Annotated in this window: 14 protein-coding genes; 7 read left to right on the plus strand and 7 right to left on the minus strand. The window is 69.0% G+C overall.

Features of this window, described 5'->3' with window-relative positions; all coding sequences use genetic code 11:
• The first annotated feature begins 51 nt into the window (after positions 1-51).
• From AB0903_RS04070 to AB0903_RS04080, 3 genes are all read left to right on the plus strand, one after another.
• Complete coding sequence (locus AB0903_RS04070; RefSeq protein WP_366698743.1) at positions 52-543, plus strand: general stress protein; 492 nt, start codon at positions 52-54, stop codon at positions 541-543.
• Between the two features lie 741 nt (positions 544-1,284).
• The gene (locus AB0903_RS04075) at positions 1,285-1,488 is read left to right on the plus strand and encodes a hypothetical protein (RefSeq protein WP_366698745.1); all 204 of its coding nucleotides are present in this window, start codon (positions 1,285-1,287) and stop codon (positions 1,486-1,488) included.
• A gap of 443 nt (positions 1,489-1,931) precedes the next feature.
• Complete coding sequence (locus tag AB0903_RS04080; RefSeq protein WP_366698747.1) at positions 1,932-2,462, plus strand: hypothetical protein; 531 nt, start codon at positions 1,932-1,934, stop codon at positions 2,460-2,462.
• On the opposite strand, the gene AB0903_RS04085 is transcribed toward AB0903_RS04080, so the two are convergent.
• From AB0903_RS04085 to AB0903_RS04100, 4 genes are read right to left on the minus strand one after another with little or no spacing between them, the layout of a single operon-like run.
• The gene (locus AB0903_RS04085; protein ID WP_366698749.1) at positions 2,463-3,329 is read right to left on the minus strand and encodes a hypothetical protein; all 867 of its coding nucleotides are present in this window, start codon (positions 3,327-3,329) and stop codon (positions 2,463-2,465) included.
• Positions 3,313-4,383, minus strand: a complete 1,071-nt coding sequence (locus AB0903_RS04090; RefSeq protein WP_366698751.1) for an ATP-binding protein — start codon at positions 4,381-4,383, stop codon at positions 3,313-3,315. The genes AB0903_RS04085 and AB0903_RS04090 overlap by 17 nt, the downstream gene beginning before the upstream one ends.
• A complete protein-coding gene (locus tag AB0903_RS04095) occupies positions 4,377-6,455 on the minus strand; it encodes a Mu transposase C-terminal domain-containing protein (RefSeq protein ID WP_366698753.1) in 2,079 nt (692 codons plus the stop codon). Before AB0903_RS04095 ends, AB0903_RS04090 begins: the two co-directional genes overlap by 7 nt.
• The gene (locus AB0903_RS04100) at positions 6,448-7,176 is read right to left on the minus strand and encodes a TnsA-like heteromeric transposase endonuclease subunit (protein WP_366698840.1); all 729 of its coding nucleotides are present in this window, start codon (positions 7,174-7,176) and stop codon (positions 6,448-6,450) included. Before AB0903_RS04100 ends, AB0903_RS04095 begins: the two co-directional genes overlap by 8 nt.
• A gap of 300 nt (positions 7,177-7,476) precedes the next feature.
• Here AB0903_RS04100 and AB0903_RS04105 point away from each other — a divergent pair, with 300 nt between their 5' ends.
• Both AB0903_RS04105 and AB0903_RS04110 read left to right on the plus strand, forming a co-directional pair.
• Positions 7,477-8,418 (plus strand): Ku protein, encoded by a 942-nt coding sequence (locus AB0903_RS04105; RefSeq protein ID WP_366698755.1) that lies wholly within the window; start codon positions 7,477-7,479, stop codon positions 8,416-8,418.
• A gap of 950 nt (positions 8,419-9,368) precedes the next feature.
• Complete coding sequence (locus AB0903_RS04110; protein WP_366698757.1) at positions 9,369-10,931, plus strand: pectate lyase; 1,563 nt, start codon at positions 9,369-9,371, stop codon at positions 10,929-10,931.
• Between the two features lie 389 nt (positions 10,932-11,320).
• Here AB0903_RS04110 and katG read toward each other — a convergent pair whose 3' ends face one another.
• Together katG and AB0903_RS04120 are read right to left on the minus strand one after the other, a co-directional pair.
• Entirely contained in the window at positions 11,321-13,510 is a 2,190-nt protein-coding gene (gene katG / locus AB0903_RS04115) for a catalase/peroxidase HPI (protein ID WP_366698759.1), read from the minus strand.
• Between the two features lie 747 nt (positions 13,511-14,257).
• Positions 14,258-14,710, minus strand: a complete 453-nt coding sequence (locus AB0903_RS04120) for a protein kilB (RefSeq protein ID WP_366698761.1) — start codon at positions 14,708-14,710, stop codon at positions 14,258-14,260.
• 396 nt (positions 14,711-15,106) lie between these two features.
• On the opposite strand from AB0903_RS04120, the gene AB0903_RS04125 reads away from it, so the two are divergent.
• Both AB0903_RS04125 and AB0903_RS04130 read left to right on the plus strand, forming a co-directional pair.
• Positions 15,107-15,331, plus strand: coding sequence for a hypothetical protein (locus tag AB0903_RS04125; RefSeq protein ID WP_366698763.1), 225 nt, complete (start codon positions 15,107-15,109; stop codon positions 15,329-15,331).
• Between the two features lie 75 nt (positions 15,332-15,406).
• The gene (locus AB0903_RS04130; RefSeq protein ID WP_366698765.1) at positions 15,407-15,865 is read left to right on the plus strand and encodes a CBS domain-containing protein; all 459 of its coding nucleotides are present in this window, start codon (positions 15,407-15,409) and stop codon (positions 15,863-15,865) included.
• A gap of 211 nt (positions 15,866-16,076) precedes the next feature.
• On the opposite strand, the gene AB0903_RS04135 is transcribed toward AB0903_RS04130, so the two are convergent.
• Positions 16,077-17,924 carry a glycoside hydrolase family 15 protein gene (locus AB0903_RS04135; protein WP_366698767.1) on the minus strand — a complete coding sequence of 616 codons (1,848 nt, stop codon included), beginning with the start codon at positions 17,922-17,924 and terminating at the stop codon, positions 16,077-16,079.
• Positions 17,925-18,607 lie beyond the last annotated feature (683 nt).

Below are 18,607 nucleotides of genomic sequence, written 5' to 3' on the forward strand. Positions count from 1 at the left end.
GTTTGCGGAGCAGGGCAGGGCCCGGTGCCCCTCGTCTCGAAGGAGAGTCGAATGTCCGAAATCGAACCGGAAACGCCCGACGCGGCCACCATCGCCTGGAACAAGGTGGCAAGTTACGCCTCGTACGAGGAAGCCCAGGCGGCAGTGGACCGGCTGTCCGACGAAAAGTTTCCGGTGGAGCATCTCGACATCATCGGGTCGGACCTGCGACTGGTCGAGCATGTGACCGGCAGACTGACCACCAGCCGCGCAGCCGCGGCCGGCGCCGCCGGCGGAGCCTGGTTCGGGCTGTTGATCGGCCTGCTGGTGGGGCTCTTCGCGGAGGGCGCGGTCTGGCTCGGCCTCATTCTCGGAGGGGTGCTCTTCGGTGCCCTCTGGGGCGCCGTTCTGGGCTGGGCCGGACATGCGGCCACCGGCGGACGCAGGGACTTCTCCTCCACCCGCGCGCTGGCCGCGTCACGCTACGACCTCGTCGCGCGGGGCGGTCACACCGAACAAGCGCGGGTCATCCTCCAGCGTGAGGGAACGGGCGGGACCCCGTAACGGCGGAGCCGCCGTCGGCCCTGCCAAGGACGCTCCGTACGGCTTCCCGTCCCGGCGGTGCGCGCCGCCGGGACGGGCAGCCGTACGCGGCTGTGGCCCGGGACGATGCGGCCACCGCCCACTGGGGGGCGAGGGGCCACGTGGACGGGCCGCCGGGCGGTCCGCCGGGCCGGAAGGACAAGTGCCGTGCGCCGCACGGGCACAGCGGACGGGCTCGCCTCGTCGTACGCCGCCCGCCGTGGCGGATCACGCGGCGCGGCGTACGCAGGCCACCACCTCGGCCAGTCGCTCCGAGGGGATGCGCACGCGGCCCCGGCGTGATCGGATCACCGGCATGGACGAAAGGCCCGCACCGGGGACGGAGCGCCGCGCCGCCCGGACCGTCGCGAGACACGCCAACGGCGACGCCGACCTGGCTCGCCTCCTCGACATGCTCGACCTTCCCCTCTCCACAAGGCGTCGCCATGACACGGACAGAACCGGCGGACCGCCCCTGCCCGGCTGCCGAGGAACGGCGACCCCATAGGGCACCGGCCGCGCGGGCGCGCCGCGCTCTTCCAGGGATGGCTCAGGCCGCCCAGGGGGAAGCAGCCGAACGTCGACGCAGGACCGTGGAGACGACGCCCTTCCCCCTATGGGGCGAGCGCCGATCCACAGGTCGTCCCGGCAATCGCCCCGCGAACGCGCCGTCGCATGCAGCGATGACGGGCGAGGCGGATCCTGTGGCGCAGGAGGGTTCCGATGGCGCAGAGGCACGGGGCGACCTACCGGATGATCACCGGCCTGCCGGACGGCAGCCGCGTCATGACGCTGCAACAGCCCACGTGTGTGTCGACGTACGTGGCGGCGGGCGGCCTGCAGGACGTGCTGATCCACCTCTGCGGCGTACAGCAGCACGTACTCCGGCCACTCACCGGTGTCGGACCGGCGGCCGGGCGTGCGTGAGGATTTGTCTCGGGCGCGTGACTGGCGGTCGTCGCGGGCTCAGCCCAGTCGTCGACGCGGTCACCGCTTCGACGACGAGAACTCACGGTCACCACCGCATCGTCCATCTGGCGCCTTCACCGCCCGCAGGCGTTCGCCTGTACAGCCAAAATGTCGGCGCCGTATCCATCGAAGAACCTCGAAGAACCTCGAAGAGCTACGAAGGGTCTACTGGAAGCGCCATCGCTCGAAAAGGTGGAGGCTTTGACCGGTGTCCTATCGCATTGAGCTTGTCTGTGGATCTTGTGTCGAGCTGCGGGGCTGCCACGTCGAGTGAAAACGCGCGGCTCGGGATTCTCAGTGAATCTGGCTTCTGCGGAATCCAGGCGATGCGAGCCGAGTCCTCACAGGACCGCCAGGAGGAACCTCTGGCCTGGTCGTGGCGCAACGTAGGCTCATGGGCTGTGAGCCAACTGGATGAGGTCGAGAAGACGCGCTATCTGGTCCTTCATGACTATGGCATGGGAGGTCTGTGGTGGTGGGTGTGGGCGGGCTCTGCCGAGGAGATCGTCAGTGCCTGCGCCGAAGTTGAGGTGATCACGAACCCGGACGCCGTGGGACGTGCCGAGACGTGGGACTTGGAGGAGGTCCACCTTGACGCTCCGGATCCGAATCCACTGTCCAGCTTCCGCGCGCAGAGGGATGCCCAGCGCGGTCAGCCCGGATTCGCCGTCCTGGTGGGACGGGACCGTGTCTACTTGCGCTGGCCGGAGTTCGAGGAGGGCGAGGTCTTCTTGATGGAGCTCGGGCCGGACGGACGGCGGTTGCGCCAGGTCGAGATCGGCCCCGACGGTGGTGCGGTCAAGACGAACGTCGACGACTGGCCGTTCAACCCGCCGTTCGATCTTCATGATCCGCAGTATTTGGCCATGGAGATCGACCGTGATGACTTCGAGGCGGCATGGCAGCGAGTTCATCGAGAGCCCGCTGGTTGATCAGTCGGGTGCCCCGGCTGCGTGAGGTCGGCAGAATCGTTGGTAGAGCGGGTCCTGGGCACCAAGGGTGGTGTAGATCCGGGCGAATCGCTGGCTCAGTTCGGTCGTCGTCGCCAGGTAGAGCTCTTTGGGATCGAGGGTGGTCGTCGGCGGGTCCAGGATCAGGTGAGTCAGCACGACGATCTCGGGGAATGCCGCGAGGTGGATGCGCTCCTCGGCCGAGATCTTCTTGCTGGCGGACTGTGCTTCGACTCGGTCAAGGCGATCGGTCCACTCTTTCCCGAGATCGATCGGCATTCCGGAGTGGGACCAGTCCTCGACGATTCGCCGTGCCAAGTCGAGGGCTGCTCTCATCTGCCGGTGCCGGCGGGCGAGCCGGTCGAGCCGACGCTGGGCCTGAACGACTTCCGGCAAGCGAGTGAGCGGGACGTCGTGGGTGGAACGGGTCCACAGCTGATGCCGAGGGCAGAGATGGACATGGGCGGGCGTGAGGGTGATGGCCAGGGAAGCGGTGGGGCTGCGGCGGGCTGTGCAGCAGTGGCAGGGGCGGCCGGGCAGCTGTTCCGTTCGCGGCCCGGGGCCGTGCGGGCTGAGGAAGTCGGCGAGCGCGGGCAGGGCCCTGGCGAGTTGAGGCGTCGGGCGCCCGGAGAGTGTGGCCAGACGGTCGGGTGAGTGGGGATTCCAGCCTGTGGTGGTGTTGCTGAGCGGGGAGAACTCCGGCGGCAGCGGGCCCAGGAGGCGGGCAAGGAAGCCCGCGGGACGGTTGTTGGCGACGGCCAGGCGGTGGAGATAGGACCCGGGGGTCTCGTTATGGAAGGGACCGAGGGGGATGGGCAGCTGGCGGAGTTGGTCAGGCTGCGTCGGCATCCGGCCTCCGGCGGCGTGGCCGCCGCTTGCGGCGGTGTTCCTGGTGAGCGTCCTCGGCGGTCTGGTCGACCTCGATGGTCTCCAGCGTCTTGCGGGTGATGGCCTCGCTGCCGTTGATGATGGCCTCAAGGGCGGCACCGCGGACGAGCTGGGAGAGGCTACCGATCGCGCCGTCGGTGCGTTCGTGGAGGTAGCCATCGAGTTTGACCAGGCTGCCGGGCTTGTGCCGGTGGAGTCGTAGGGCTTCTTCGAGCGAGGCGATCAGGTTCCGCCAGTTCTGCCGCTGCGCAGTGGTGCCGTAGGCGAACGGTTCGGTGTCGGTGACGGTGTATCGGCCGGCGATCTGCTGTCCCCGGACCCCGCTGAACAGGCCGCTCGCGGCGACGTCGATGCCGGCGAGTACGAAGGTGGCGGGGATCCGCTCGGACAGGTACTTGAGCTGGTCCGAGGCTTCGGCTCCGGCCTGGGTGGCGAGGTTGAGGTTGTGGATCTCGTCGACGAGCGCGAGCTCGACGCGCATTTTGATCAACAGGTCGCAGACGGCGTTGGTGATGGAGGTCTGGGTCTCTTGCCGGACGACCGGGAGGCCCAGGAACCGGGCGAACTCGATGGCGAGCATCTTCGGGGTGGCCCGGGGCGGGACGGTGACGTAGACGACCGGCAGCCGTCCCGCGGCGGCCGGGCCGAGCCGCCTGCGGACCAGGAGTTCATGGTTGCGTCCGAGCTGGGCGATGGCAGTCGTCTTGCCGGTCCCCGCCTGGCCGGTGACGATCAGCCCGCGGCGGCCCGAGATCTGGTGCCGGTTGAGCAAAACCAGACGCCGTCCGGTGGTGAACACGTTGCGGACGGTGGGGGTGGCCACGATCACGAGCCGGGAGTGGTAGTCCAGCCGGGGCTCGTTGTAGGCGAGTCTCTTCTCCTCGGTCAGCGCCTTGAAGGCCCGGGGCGAGAGCATCGGCGGGCAGTCCGGGGCGTCGTCGACGAACTGCCTCCAGCCGTCCTTAGTGGTCAGCGGGTTGTGCTCGTCATCATGGGCGTCGGGCGGAGTCACCACAGAGGACGTCCTTCCTCTTCCAGCGGATTGAAGACGCCGAACGGGGTGACCGGAACCTCCTCCAGCCCTCCGCTCTCGCTGCCGTCCGCATCGGCGGATTCGGCGGGCGGCAGTGCGGGCCGTGCGGGGGCCTCAAGGGCGGCCCGGGTGCGGGCCATGACCTGCTCCGATCCGGCCGGCGGCTTCGCCGACCTGCGCAGCAGCTTGGCCAGGACCTGGGCGATGGCGTTTTCGCTGGTGTCGTCGCGGCCCTGGTCGGCGAGAAGCTGGCGTGTGTGGCGCCAGGTGAAGTCGGCGAACGGGGTCCGGACCATGGGCAGATGGGTCCACGGGACTTCGATCCAGCGTCGGCTGTCGCTTCGCCGTACCCAGACGCGGGAGACGTCGTAGGGGTCGTAGTGGACCTCCCACAAATTCTGCTTGCCCGTCACCCCGGACGGCTGCCTCCGTAGCCGGTTGAGCTCGGGGCTGTCGTAGGTGCGGTAGTTGACCTTGATGCCGTAGTCGTTGACGGCCCTCCAGACTGCGGGCAGCAGTTCGATGTAGTCCTCCGCCGACAGAGCGACGGGCAAGTATCCGGCGCGGGCGACGGCGATGGCGTACGACTCGTTCGGTGACAGCGTTCGCCCCGCCATATAGGGGTTGCGCAGGCCCTCGTGCGGACGCTGCTGCCAGCAGATGATCCACTCGTCCAGAAGGTCCTGGAGCTGGGCGAGGGTCCAGACCGCCTCGGAGGCCGGATCGCTGCCGCGACGGGTGACATCGGAGTCGGTGTAGCCCGCGACGTACTGACAGAACAGCGAGTTGATCGACGCGAACGTCCTCTCCACGATCGCCTTGTCCGTCGGGGTCCTGGGCCGGGCAGGCTGCAGGGAGATCCCCAGCAGCGAGCAGGCGGAGGAGAACGTGTCGGAGACGAACACCTTGCCGTGGTCGATCACGATGGTGTCCGGGACGATGATCGGCCTGGCTGCGGCGTTCTCCAACCGCGCGTCCACCGCCATGAGCCGCTGGTGCGGCAGGATCGAGCCCGCCATCGCCAGGGCCTGGTCCCAGCCCGGCCGCATCGGCTCGGGAACCAGCATCCTCGCCAGCAGCACCGCGGCATCGACGCCCTTCGTGCCCGCGGGCCTGAGCAGGGCCGCGCAGATCGTGCGCGTCGTGACATCGACCGCGATCGTCAGTTCCGGGCGAGCCACGACCCCGTCGTCCAACACCACCATCACGTCCAGCCGCGTGGAATCGATCTGCACGATCTCCCCGGGGCGGGCGGCCATGGACGGGGTGAACGGCCCCACGGGCCGAAGAGCCCGCTGGCGGCGGACCGTCGCCGACCCGAAGAACTCGTTGTTCTTGGCGAGGCTGTTCACCAACCGGTAGAAGGTCGCCCTCGTCGGCAGGAGCTTCACCGCTTCCTCGCCGTACTTCGCGGCGAGAATCTGCTCGGCCTGAAACATGAGCCGCTTGCGGTCGCCCGTAGAAAGGTCCGTCTGCCCGGCCAGTGCCTCGGTGACCGCCTCGACGACACGCTCGTCCGTCCTTCCGGTTCCGGGAATCGGGGCCGGCGGTTTCCGGGACCGGCCGTCGACCAGTCCCCACAACCCCTCGGCCTCGTAGCGCTGCCGCATCCGCAGAAAGGTCCGCCTGCTGATCTGCTGCCCGCCAGCCGCCAGCTCGGCAACCTTCGCAGCCTCTCGCTCCATCAGGTTCCGCCAGGCCGGGTCGTACTCAGGCCGAGGGGCCGTGCCCTCCGGAGCGTCCGGGGGCAGCCCGGTGAGCACTTCCACCACGTGCTGTTCCCAGAACCGGACCTGCTCGGCGGCCGCTGGCGGCAACGCGTCGACCAGCGCGAACGGCGGCAGGACGCTTTCCGGGACCGCCTCCGGCCCCCGGTTCAGCACCTCAAAGTCAGCGGCCGCCATCACGTAGCCGGCGGCCATGACACTAGGGTCGCCCTCGTCGCTGAGCAGTCGCAAGGCCGTTCCCTCCAGCCCGATGACCTGCTGGTTCCGGCCCTCGAACCGGATCCGGTCCCCGACCCGCAGAACCCCACGCGGTGCCAGCTCAGCCATGACCCACCGCCTCGCAACCGACCCAAGACCCGTCTCCCAGCAGCACCGCCTGGTCAAGGCGCAGGTCACCGCACCACAGCAGGTGGTAAAGCGTCGGCAGGACGGACAGGGGATCGCCCACTGCCGCGGCGCCGTCCATGAGCAGCCGCGGCTCGTCGAAGGCGTCCAAAAGCCGTTTCGCAACGTCGCCGATCCGGTTGCGCGGATGGCGATAGCCAGACAGCCAGCGGACGTTCGCCATCTCCACCGGATCGGGTTCGTGCACCAGCGTGTAGGACCAGCAGCCCATCTCTCGGCACATCGCTTCAGTCGCCGAGAACTTCACCGCGTCCTCTGGGCCGACCCGGTCCGCCGGCCGGACATCGACGACCAGGCCGGAGCCGTCCTCCAGGCGTGCGAAGTAGTCCGGCGTATGCGAGATCCGGCGCGTCGCCCCGGGCCATGTCACCCGGAAAGGCTGCGAGGACAGCCCCACCACCCTCCGGTCGTGATCGAGGAGTATGGCCCGGTCCCGCTCCAGCCACGACTCGAACCCCACCAGCGACTCCGTCGTCGCCGCCCAGTACCAGCCCGTGAAGTGCCGCTGCCCGCGGTACGACGTGAACCGCCGCACCGGGAGCACCGACTCGAACGGAACCCGGGACACCGCCTCCAGCACGGACTTCCGCAGCCCGCCGCCCTCACCCTCAGCCCACTCGACATCGACCAGACCCAGATCCATCGCCACCCCCGCCTCCGCGTACCTGCCGCAGCGACCGTGACAGGTACAGCGGGAACCGGACCAGAGAAATGAGATCAAACCCCACGTACGGGGCAAACATCGTCGCTCACCACACGGCGCGGTGAGAATCCGACAGCGCAAACGAGAAGCACTGAGAATCCGACAGCCTCAGTGCGACAGGACAACCGGGCGGCCTCACAATGGCGGCATAGGTGCCACCGATGTGCCATCACGGATGAGACCGTGCCACGAGATGCGGGACCCTGAAAACCACACTCTGGGCAGTCACGGAGGTTCCACATGCCCCGTCCCATCTGGAGCGGCGCCATTTCCTTCGGCCTGGTCACGATCCCGGTCAAGGTCGTGCCTGCAACGGAGAACCACAACATCTCCTTCCGGCAGGTCCATCTTGAGGACATGGGCCGGGTGCGTTACCGCAAGGTCTGCGAGCTGGACGGGAAGCAACTCTCCGACGACGAGATCACCCGCGGGTACGAGGTCTCCAGCGACACACTGGTGCCGGTCACGGACGAGGACCTGGAGGGATTGCCGCTGCCCACGGCGAAGGTGATCGAGATCGTGGCGTTCGTGCCGGCGGAGTCGATCGACCCGGTGCGGATCGGGGACTCGTACTACCTGGAGGGCGGCGGCGAGGTCGCCGCCAAGCCCTACAAGCTGCTGCGGCAGGCGCTGCAGCGGTCGTCGAAGGTCGCCGTGGCGAAGTTCGCGCTCCGAGGCCGCGAGCGCCTCGGACTGCTGCGGGTCAAGGGAAACGCCCTGGTTCTGCATTCGATGCACTGGCCGGACGAGGTCCGCTCGCCCGCCTCGCTGGCGCCGCCGGCCGTGGAGATCGACGATTCGGAGGTCGACGGGGCACTGGCGCTCATGGACGCGATGGGAGAGGCGGACATCTCCCACTACACGGACCACTACCGCGAGGCGCTCCAGGAAGTGATCGCCGCAAAGGCCGAAGGCAAGCAGCCGCCGGTTGCCGCGGAGGAGGCGGAGCCGGGCGGCCGGGTCGTCGACCTCATGGCCGCGCTCAACGCCTCCGTCGCGCAGGCCCGTGAGGCCCGCGGCGAGGACGAGCGCGCCACGGTGCACGGGATGCCGAAGCCGAAGAAGTCCGCCAAGAAGGCACCCGCGAAGAAGACCACGGCCAAGACCACGGCCAAGACGACTGCCGCCAAGAAGGCCGCTGACAAGAAGGCGACCGCTCGCCGGGATCCGCGCGCCTCCTAGCAGGGGGCGGGCCCGGCACCCGCGACCGGAGGCTGTTGCCGGCCGGGGCCGGCGCGGCCGGCGAACGGACGGTTCCGCCTGACCCGGGCGACCTGTCGCCCGGGTCGCTGTCAGCGACGGTCAAGCCCGCCGGCGGATGCGGATCGTCGGACGAATTCGGCGCGGGCGGCGTCGCGGCGCCGCAGGGGAGATGCGAGTGCCCGGCCCACCCCGCAAAGGAGGTCCGGGCACCTGGGTGGCGCTCGGGGATCGCAAGATGGGCGGCAGGGCGTTTCCCGGGGCGGCGGCGTCGAGGAAGCCGGCGCCGAGGTGCATGCAGAGGACCCGGCTGTTCACCCACTGCGGACGGCGGCCATCGCCGGAACCGTCGTCACCGCGCCGCCGAGGAGGAAGGTGGCACCGGCTGCCGCTGAACGCTCAGCTGATCGATCGGCAAACCGGCTCCATGCGGCATGGTTCACGGCACATGTCGATCCGAGTGTGCAGACGGACGCCGGACGGGTCGGGTCTCGCGGCGGCCGGGACGGGAGAGAGCGGACGTGCCGGTCCGGCTGCCCAGGTAGTGACCTGAGGCGAGTAGTGACCCGAGCTGCCTGACCGGCAGCTCCGAGGGGCGGCCCTTCCGGGCCTCACGGCAAAGCGATCGTTCAGGTAGCAGAACAACGAGCTTGAAGCACTGTTAGAAAGCGCTTGTGCGAATCATTGACAGGTCCACGCCTCGGCGCCACTCTGGGTCCCACGATCAGCAGGTCTGTCCGAAGGTACGGTTGAACCGGTTAGTGGATTGACTGACCGTCAGGGGCGGCGTGGCTTCTTCTATGTTCGCGTACAGGAACAGTGGTCCGTATGTAGAACCATCTCCGAATCGGTCCTTCTCGCACCGCCCGGCCCCGGAACGACCACGGCACGCGGCAGACAACCCGGCATCCAAGACGAAAGGCGAGGCGAGAATGAAACATCCAGTCGCACTACGACTCTCCGCGGCACTGGCCACGGGGGCCCTCGCGGTCGCGGCCTGCGTGGCTCTGGCGATGCCCGAGGCATCGGCAGCGACCGGCGGCGCCACCGGCTACGCCACCCAGAACGGCGGGACCACCGGCGGTGCGGGCGGCCAGACGGTACGTGCCACCACGGGAACCGCGATCCACGCGGCCCTGTGCAACCGGGCCGACAGCGGCACCCCGATCACCATCCAGGTCGAGGGTGTCATCAACCACGGCAACACCGGCAAGGTGTCGGGTGACAGTTGCAACACCGCCGACGGCGTGATCGAGCTCAAGCAGATCAGCAACGTCACGATCGTCGGCGTCGGCGGCGGAGCCGTCTTCGACCAGGTGGGTATCCACATCCGCGAGGCCCGCAACATCATCATCCAGAACGTGACCGTCCGGAACGTAAAGAAGTCGGGCTCGCCCACGTCCAACGGCGGCGATGCCATCGGCATGGAGAGTGGCGTCCGCAACGTCTGGGTCGACCACACCACGCTGGAGGCGTCGGGCGGCGAGTCGGAAGGCTACGACGGCCTCTTCGACATGAAGAACGACACTCGGTACGTGACCCTGTCCTACAGCGTTCTGCGCAACTCCGGCCGCGGTGGCCTCGTCGGATCCAGCGAGAGTGACCTCTCGAACGGCTTCGTCACGTACCACCACAACCTGTACGAGAACATCGACTCCCGAGCGCCCCTGCTGCGCGGCGGCGTCGCCCACATGTACAACAACCACTACAAGAGCCTCAACGAATCCGGCATCAACTCCCGCGCCGGCGCCCGCGCCAAGGTGGACAACAACTACTTCGAGGATTCCAAGGACGTCCTCGGCACCTTCTACACCGACGCGGCCGGCTACTGGCAGGTCGGCGGCAACATCTACGACAACGTGACCTGGTCCAGCCCCGGCAGCGACAACAACCCCGCCGGCCCCGACCCGAAGTCCAACACCACCGTCGGTATCCCGTACTCCTACAGCCTCGACGCGGCCGGCTGCGTGCCGGGCGTTGTCGGCCAGACGGCGGGCGCCGACAAGGGGCTGCGGGTGTCGGACGGCAACTGCTCGCCGCAGACGCCTGCACCGACCACGCCCGCCCCCACCCCGACGACCCCCGCGCCGGACCCCACGACCCCAGGCCCCGCTCCGACACAGCCCGACGGGACCAACCTGAGCATCGGGGCCGGCTCCGACGGCAGCAGCAAGGCCGACGGGACGAGCTACGGCAACGTCCGCGACGCAGACATGAGCACCTACTGGTCGCCCGCCGGCTCCACCGGCTCCGTCTCGATCAAGTGGGGCTCCGCCACCGCCGTTTCCACGGTCAACGTCCGGGAGGCGTCGGGCTCCGTGGGCAGCATCAGGTCCTGGAAGGTCATCGACCACGACACCGGTGCCGTACTGACCTCCGGCAGCGGTGCGGGCCTCATCACTTTCCCCCGGACCTCACTGCGGAAGATCACCTTCGAGATCACCGGCTCGACGGGTACGCCGCGGATCGCGGAGTTCGAGACCTACGCCGATTGACCACCTCACCCCCATGAAAGAGGGCGATGCTCGCCCCGTGCTCGTGGTGAACGTTCGGGCTCGAAACGGATTGCTGCCCACGGGCCGGCGGCCCCGGGGGAGGAGGGCGACGTCCGGCCCGCCGTGGTGACGCGGGGGACCGGACATCGCCCCTTCTTGGGGGCCGCCGGCCCGGAGTGACGGGCGCGTGCAGTATCAACCAGGAGCACCGCCCTCGGCCGCCCCGCTCCATTGGTGCCGACGCACGGGCCGCACGGGCCCGGCCGGTTTCGTCGAGCGCCTGACCCCCGCCATCCCGTGCGCCTGACCTCGCCGTTCGTCCCCTCGCCGTCCCGGTCGCCCTGCGAGTGGCCGACCGGGACATCGGACGTCGGGCGTCGCGCATCTGCTCAGCCGAGGTCGAAACGATCGAGGTTCATCACCTTGTCCCACGCCGCCACGAAGTCACGCACGAACTTCCCACCCGCGTCCTGGCACGCGTACACCTCCGAGACGGCGCGTAGCTGGGAGTTCGAACCGAAGACGAGGTCGACGGCGGTGGCGGTCCACTTGAGGTCGCCCGTGGCGCGATCCCGGCCTTCGAACACGTTCTCGGTCGAGGATGACGCCTTCCACTCGATGCCCATGTCGAGCAGGTTGGTGAAGAAGTCGTTGGTCAACGTCTCCGGCCGGGAGGTGAGGACGCCGTGCGGGGACCCCTGGAAGCCGGTGCCCAGGGCCCGCATGCCGCCGATCAGCACCGTCATCTCGGGAGCGGTCAGGGTCAGCAGATTGGCGCGGTCCAGCAGAAGAGTCTCCGGCGACAACTTCTCTCCTGCCCGCAGGTAGTTGCGGAACCCGTCCGCCTTGGGTTCGAGCACGCCGAACGACTCCACGTCGGTCTGCTCCTGCGAAGCGTCCGTGCGCCCCGGCGCGAACGGGACCGCGACGTCGTGCCCGGCGTTTCCCGCGGCCCGTTCGACGGCTGCGCATCCGCCCAGGACGATCAGGTCGGCGAGCGAAACCCTCTTTCCGCCGGCCTGCGAGCGGTTGAAGTCCTCGCGGATCTGCTCGAGCGTCTGCAGTACCTCGGTCACCTCGGGCAGGTTGTTCACCTCCCAGCCCCGCTGCGGCGCGAGTCGAATGCGTGCGCCGTTGGCCCCGCCGCGCTTGTCGGTGCCGCGGAACGTTGCCGCCGACGCCCAGGCCGTGGTGACCAACTGGGAGACGGACAGGCCGGAGGCGAGGATCCTGTCCTTGAGGGCCGTGATCTCCTCGTCGGCGACCAACTCGTGGTCGACTCCGGGAACCGGGTCCTGCCACAGTTGCGGCTCGGGAATCCAGGGGCCGAGGTAACGCGAGAGGGGTCCCATGTCGCGGTGCAACAGCTTGTACCACGCCTTGGCGAACGCTTCCGCGAGACTGTCCGGGTTCTCGTGGAAGCGCTTCGTGATCGGTCCGTAGACCGGATCGAGCTTCAGCGCGAGATCCGTCGTCAGCATCATGGGAGCGTGCCTCTTCGACGGATCGTGGGCATCCGGGACCGTCTCCCGGGCCGACGGATCCGTGGGGGTCCACTGCTGCGCACCGGCGGGGCTCGTCGTCAGCTCCCAGTCGTACCTGTACAGGTTGTCCAGGTACCCGTTGTCCCACCTCGTCGGCTCGGACGTCCACGCGCCCTCGAGCCCACTGGTGAGCGCGTCGGCCCCCTTGCCGCTGCCGTACGTGTTCCTCCAGCCGAGCCCCTGCTGCTCGAGGGGGGCGGCCTCGGGTTCCGGACCGATGTACGCGGCGTCGACGGCACCATGGCACTTGCCGAACGTGTGGCCGCCGACGATGAGCGCAACCGTCTCCTCGTCGTTCATCGCCATCCGTGCGAACGTCTCACGGATGTCCGCGGCGGCAGCCATCGGATCCGGATTGCCGTTGGGTCCCTCCGGATTGACGTAGATCAGCCCCATCTGCACCGCACCGAAAGGAGCGGCGAGTTCCCTGCCGCCGCTGTAGCGCTCATCGCCGAGCCATGCGTCTTCCGGTCCCCAGAAGATTTCCTCCGGCTCCCAGATGTCCTCCCGCCCGAAGCCGAATCCGAACGTCTTGAATCCCATCGATTCCATGGCGCAGTTCCCGGCGAAGACCAGAAGGTCGGCCCAGGAGATCTTCCGGCCGTACTTCTGCTTGACCGGCCACAGCAGACGGCGCGCCTTGTCGAGACTCGCGTTGTCCGGCCAGCTGTTGAGGGGAGCAAAGCGCTGAGCGCCGGATCCGCCACCGCCCCGGCCGTCGGCAATTCGGTATGTTCCCGCGGCGTGCCAGCTCATCCGGATGAAGAGCGGACCGTAATGACCGTAGTCGGCGGGCCACCATTCGTGAGACGTCGTCATCACCTCGAAGACGTCCCGCTTCAGCGCCTCGACATCCAGGGACGCGAACTCTTCCGCGTAGGTGAAACCCTCGTCCATCGGATTGGACCGGGGCGAGTGCTGGTGGAGAACCTGCAGGTCCAACTGATTCGGCCACCAGTCCCTGTTCGTCCTCGGCCGAGTCGGCGTGGGAGTCGGGGAGGGGATTACCGGGTTCTCGCTTTCGCTGCCGGACACGTCCGTCCTTCTTCCTGTCTCGGTTGCTTGCTTCTGCTGACTGCATGCTCTTGACGTCGGTTGATGTGCGGGCGAGCACGGCTACCGCGCCCTTGGCGCGCCATGGAGCCCGCCGGCTCGGCAACGCCTGCCCTCCTGTGCGGTCGGCGCGGGCCGACGACCGGCGAGAACCTTTCCTCACACACGACGCCGATGGCGCCCATGACTGAGCCTGAGCCGGCATTCGTATGGTCGCGCACCGCAGACCGCATCGCTGAGAGAACACGCAAGTCCGTAGCTGTTTGGGGCCCGGTTCATTGCTTGAAGAAGCTTCCGCCCGCGGGGCGTACCAAAAGGGCCGCTGCATTCTGATCATCTGGAGCAATACGCTGAGATGAAAAGCGGAAAATGCGCCCTGCCCCGCTGTGGTCCGAGGTGGACCATGCCGCGAGGGGCACGGGTGTCACCGGCGCGTACATGTCGCCGCCGGCACCGCCCTCTGCCAGGCCGCCAGTTGCCTGATCACCACCGATCGGCGGCGTCCGATCGGACAGGGCGTCCGCGGGCTCGTCGTGGCTGCCGACGGTGAGGTGCAACCCATGAACTGCTGATGCCGGCGATCCGGGGCTGAATCCGCCTCGGGCACGCCAGAAGGCGCCCCCGCGCCGGACTGCCGAGGGACTGTACGGGCTGACGGAACGCGGCTCGTGAGCATGATGCGGCGAGGTGGCGAGCCGGGCGCCGTTCGGCAGTCCGGCCGTGCGGGAGTCAGGTCATGGCTCGGCCCGCCGCGGCGACCAGTGCGTCAGTCGCTGCGATGGCGGCCTCCCGACGGGAGGCGAGCACGTCGCGGCTGGTGGCGTTGCGCAGATTGAACGCCGCCAGGGCAGCCTGCCGAGCCGGCTCGGCAAGGGAGCTTTCCAGAACAGAGACCGCGACGAGTGGGCCGGTCACAGCCGACCGCGTGGCGTGGGAAGCCTTACGGGCAGCCTCGACGGCTTCGTCGCCGGCACCATCCAGGCGCAGGGCTTCGCGATGCCACATGGCCCGGCGATGGTCCCCGAGGGCGGCCACCAATTCGCCCAGCGCCCTGCGCAGCGCTTCTGCCTTCTGGTCGGCGCGGGCAGCAGACTGAGCGATTCGCGTGCTCTTGATCTGCAGCAGCCCTGTGAGCGCGCCCCCGAGCAGTGTGCCGACCACGGCGATGATGCTGGGCCACATCGACAAGTCCTCCTGGGAAAGCGGTGATGAGTCGGATGGGAGCCGACCGGCAGTCCCTCCTTCTTGCCGGGCGAGCAGCTCGGCGTGCATGCCTCCTGTCAGGCGCGACCACGGCCGACTCCTGGTGTCGCGATGGGGGACGCCTTGGAGAGACGTTCGGTTGCCCGCCCGCACCCACCGCCGGGCTCGCGAGCGGCGGGGCGGCGGGGCGGCGGGGAGCCCGGGCGCTGACCTGGTCAGGGGGCCTCCAGAGGTGCGTGCATGCGTGCTCCCTGGATGTCAACCGGATCTCCACAGAGATCACCGACTCCCGGCGCCGGCACCCGGATCGCGCTGAGCCGTGTGATCGAGGCTCCGTGAGTGGCTGCCGTGCCCCGGAGACGGCAGGCTTGCTGTGTGGGTGGTGCGCCGATCGTCGTGCACCGGCCGTCCCCCTCGGGCGGCCGGCGGGTGACGGTGCACCTGCGCGACCGGGACGAGATCCTGGGGACCGCCTTCTCCGATCACGACCTGGTCGTCTTCCTCGAAGCGGCCGGGCTCGACGACGCGGAGACGGTGATCGACGACCCGGCGTGGGTGGAGTGGCGCGGCGGCCGTGCCCACCGGTGGACCGCCGCCTGACTCACCCTGTGCCGAGCTGCACCGCGAGGGTCCGACACCGCTTCCCCTCGCGGGACGACGCGAAGGAGGACGGTTGTGCGTGCGCGGGACCTTGCCGAGGCGTATCCGTACGTGGTCACCGACGACAGCGCGATGGACGCGGCCAGGATGCTGGCCGAGCGCTCGCTGCCGGCCCTGCTCGTCCTTGACGCCGATGGGCACCCCTACGCCATCGTGCCCGGCTCTCAGCTCCTGCGGCAGCTCATGCCCCACTACGTCATCGACGCCCCGAGGCTCGCGGCCGTCGTCGACGAGCGAAACGACTCGGATGTGGCCGAACGGCTGGCAGGGCTCACCGCGGCGGAATGGGCGCCTCGGAGTGCGTTCCCGCCGCCGGTCGTCGGGCCCGACGCCCGTCCGATGGAGGTTGCCGCCCTCATGGCCCGGACCCGCAGTCCTCTGGTCGCGGTCATCGAGCGCGACGCCGACGGTGTGCGTCTGCTCGGCACGGTCACCGCTGCCCGGCTCATGGCGCATTTCATCGGAGGGACGTGAACGGGGCCGGCGGTCACGTCGCGCGAGAGACGGGGAGGATGTTCACGACGGGGTCGGTACGGTCGGGGCGCGGGGCGCCACGGTGGCCTCGGGCGGAAATCGGTGGCCTGGTCGAGCGCGTGATCCCCCGGCGGGCGACCGGGCCCTTCCCCCGGGTGGCGCGTTCCGGGGGGTCGGGCATCGCAGGTCCGTTCCGAGACGTACGTGCCGGTCAGGAGAACCATGCGTGGGTCGACAGCTCGGGTCGGACCCCGCGGTTGACCCGGCCGAGGACGACGGCACTGGATATGAGTCCGACGTGGCTGAGAGCCTGTGGGAAGTTGCCGAGGAAAGCTCCGGTGCCGGGATCTATCTCCTCGGAGAGCAGACCGAGGGGGCTGGCGTAGGAGCAGAGGCGCTCGAAAAGCTCTGAAGCCTCGTCGGTGCGGCCCTGCCCTGCCAGATTGTCCACGAGCCAGAAACTGCACAGGACGAAGGCGCCCTCGGGTTGGTCCAGGCCGTCCGGTGACAGCTCCGGAAGGTAGCGGTGGAGCAGACCGCCGCCTGCGTCGAGCCGGCTCGCCATGGCCCGGGTGGTGGCCACCATGCGCGGGTGGTCCGCCGGCACGACCCGCCGCAGGGGGAGGGCGAGCAGTGAGGCGTCGAGACCGCCACCGGGGCCCAGATGCTCGGTGAGCGTGCCGGTGTCGTCGTCCCAGGCTTCACGCAGGATGTGGTCGGTCAGGCGGCTGGCTTCCTTGGCCCAGGTTTCTGCGTCACCGGGCAGGTTCAGGCGGTTGACCAGCCGGGCGGCCCGGTCGAGAGCCACTTGGCACATCGCGGCGGAGTAGGTGAAGGGACGGCCGGCGGTGCGCACCTCCCAGATGCCTCGGTCCGGGGTCCGCCAAGCGTGGCGGGCCTGTTCTGTCAGGACCGACAGGCGCTGCCACAAGCTGCTGCCGAGCCGCCCGCCTGTCGCCGTCCACTGGAACGCGCAGTCGAGGATCTCCCCGTACACGTCGTGCTGGATCTGTTCGGCAGCGGCGTTTCCCCAGCGCACCGGGGCCGATGAGCGGTAGCCCGCCAACTGCTCGTCGACGGTCTCGGGCTGGGGCAGACGACCGTCGACGTCGTAGAGGACCCGCGGTCGGTCGCTCCACTGTGCCGTGGTGAGGGCCCAGTGGAGGAAGCCGCCGGCCTCCATGGGCAGTCCGATGCGTCGTAGCGCGAAGACCGCGTACGCGGCGTCTCGAATCCAGGTGTAGCGGTAGTCCCAGTTTCGGCTGCCTCCGATGCGTTCCGGCAGGGACGAGGTGGGGGCAGCGATCATGGCGCCGTTCTCGAGGTGGTCCAAGAGCTTGAGAGTGATCGCTGAGCGCCGTACCAGCTCGGCCCGGGGCACGTCGCGGACCACATGCGCCGACCAGTGCCGCCATGCCCGGGCGGTGTCCTCGAGTGCCGTGTCGACCTCTTCGACGGACGTTGGCACAGGTCCGTCCCAGCTGAGCGTCAGTGCCAGCTTCTCTCCGGAGTGCATCGGCAGTGTGCAGTCGCATCCGGGCAAGGGGCGCGACGACCCCAGACGGAGGGAGATGCCTTGATGTGGGCAGTCGAGGTGCCAACCGTCGGACTGCCGCTCGGTGCGGACGTCGCCCCGTGGCCGGAGGAGCACGCGCAGGTCGACGCTGCCGGCGATTACGTGCACGCGTCTGGCCAGGGCCCCGACCCCTGCCGGGTCATCCTCTGTGAGGACGGCACCCGGCCGAAGCAGGAACGCGTCCGTCACCTCCACCACGCCGGTGGGCGTCTGGATCCGGGTGACAAGCACAGCGGTGTCGTCCATGTACCACTGGCGGCTGCTGTGCAGGTCCTTCGGAGCGATCAGGAACTGCCCGCCGCGGCGGTGGTCCAGCAGGCCGCAGAACACAGGCGCGGAGTCGAAACGGGGCACGCACATGAAGTCGACGGCGCCGTCCCGCCCCACAAGGGCGGAGCCTCGGCCGTCCCCGAGCAGTCCGTGATCCTCGATCGGCAGGTAACCGTCACGTTGCTCCAAGCGCTTGAGACCGTTGCTGTCCATTACGTTCTCCTGCCGGTACGTTCTCCTGCCGGCCCGTGCCTGTGGCCGACGAGTCATGGAGCGGCTCCGTCAGCCGCTGCCGGGACGACCGGCCCGTTGCCCGATGATCCATGCGCCTACGAACAGCCAGATTCCCACCAGCAGAACCAGTGTGCTGACGAGCGAAGCCGTGGGCCGCCCGTGAGCCGCCTCGGCTGATCCGCGGCCGGATCGTGGGTGGTGGAACGCCTGTAGGGAGTCATGCTCACCTCCTTGCAGTGGGAGGGCGGGGCGGCAGCGCCGGCGGCCCGCGGAGACATGCGGTCGCACCCGGCTCGGAACCGCACGTCACGCCCCTTCTCCCTCTTCGCAGCCCCCGGCTCGCAGTGTGGGCGTGACGTCGTCGTGTGCCTATGGAGTTACCCCTTCCGCCCATGTGAAACGGCGGACACCCGGGCGCACACAGACCCACCAGGGCGTCAGCCTCCCCAGCGACTCGACCGGCCGAGGCGTCGCCGGTCCGCCGGAGACCATGCAGAGCCGTCACGATCACCGGCGCCCGGGAGCGGTAGGCGTCGAGACCGCAGAAGGTCTCGGCTGCCGCGTGGAGCACCCGTGCCGAAGCCCGTGCACGCCGCCCGACGGTGACGCCGCCCCGTGCCGTCCGGCGCAGGGCGGCGTCACCGCAGCACCGCGGTGGCAGC

Source organism: Streptomyces sp. NPDC048389, assembly GCF_040706335.1.
GTDB lineage: Bacteria > Actinomycetota > Actinomycetes > Streptomycetales > Streptomycetaceae > Streptomyces.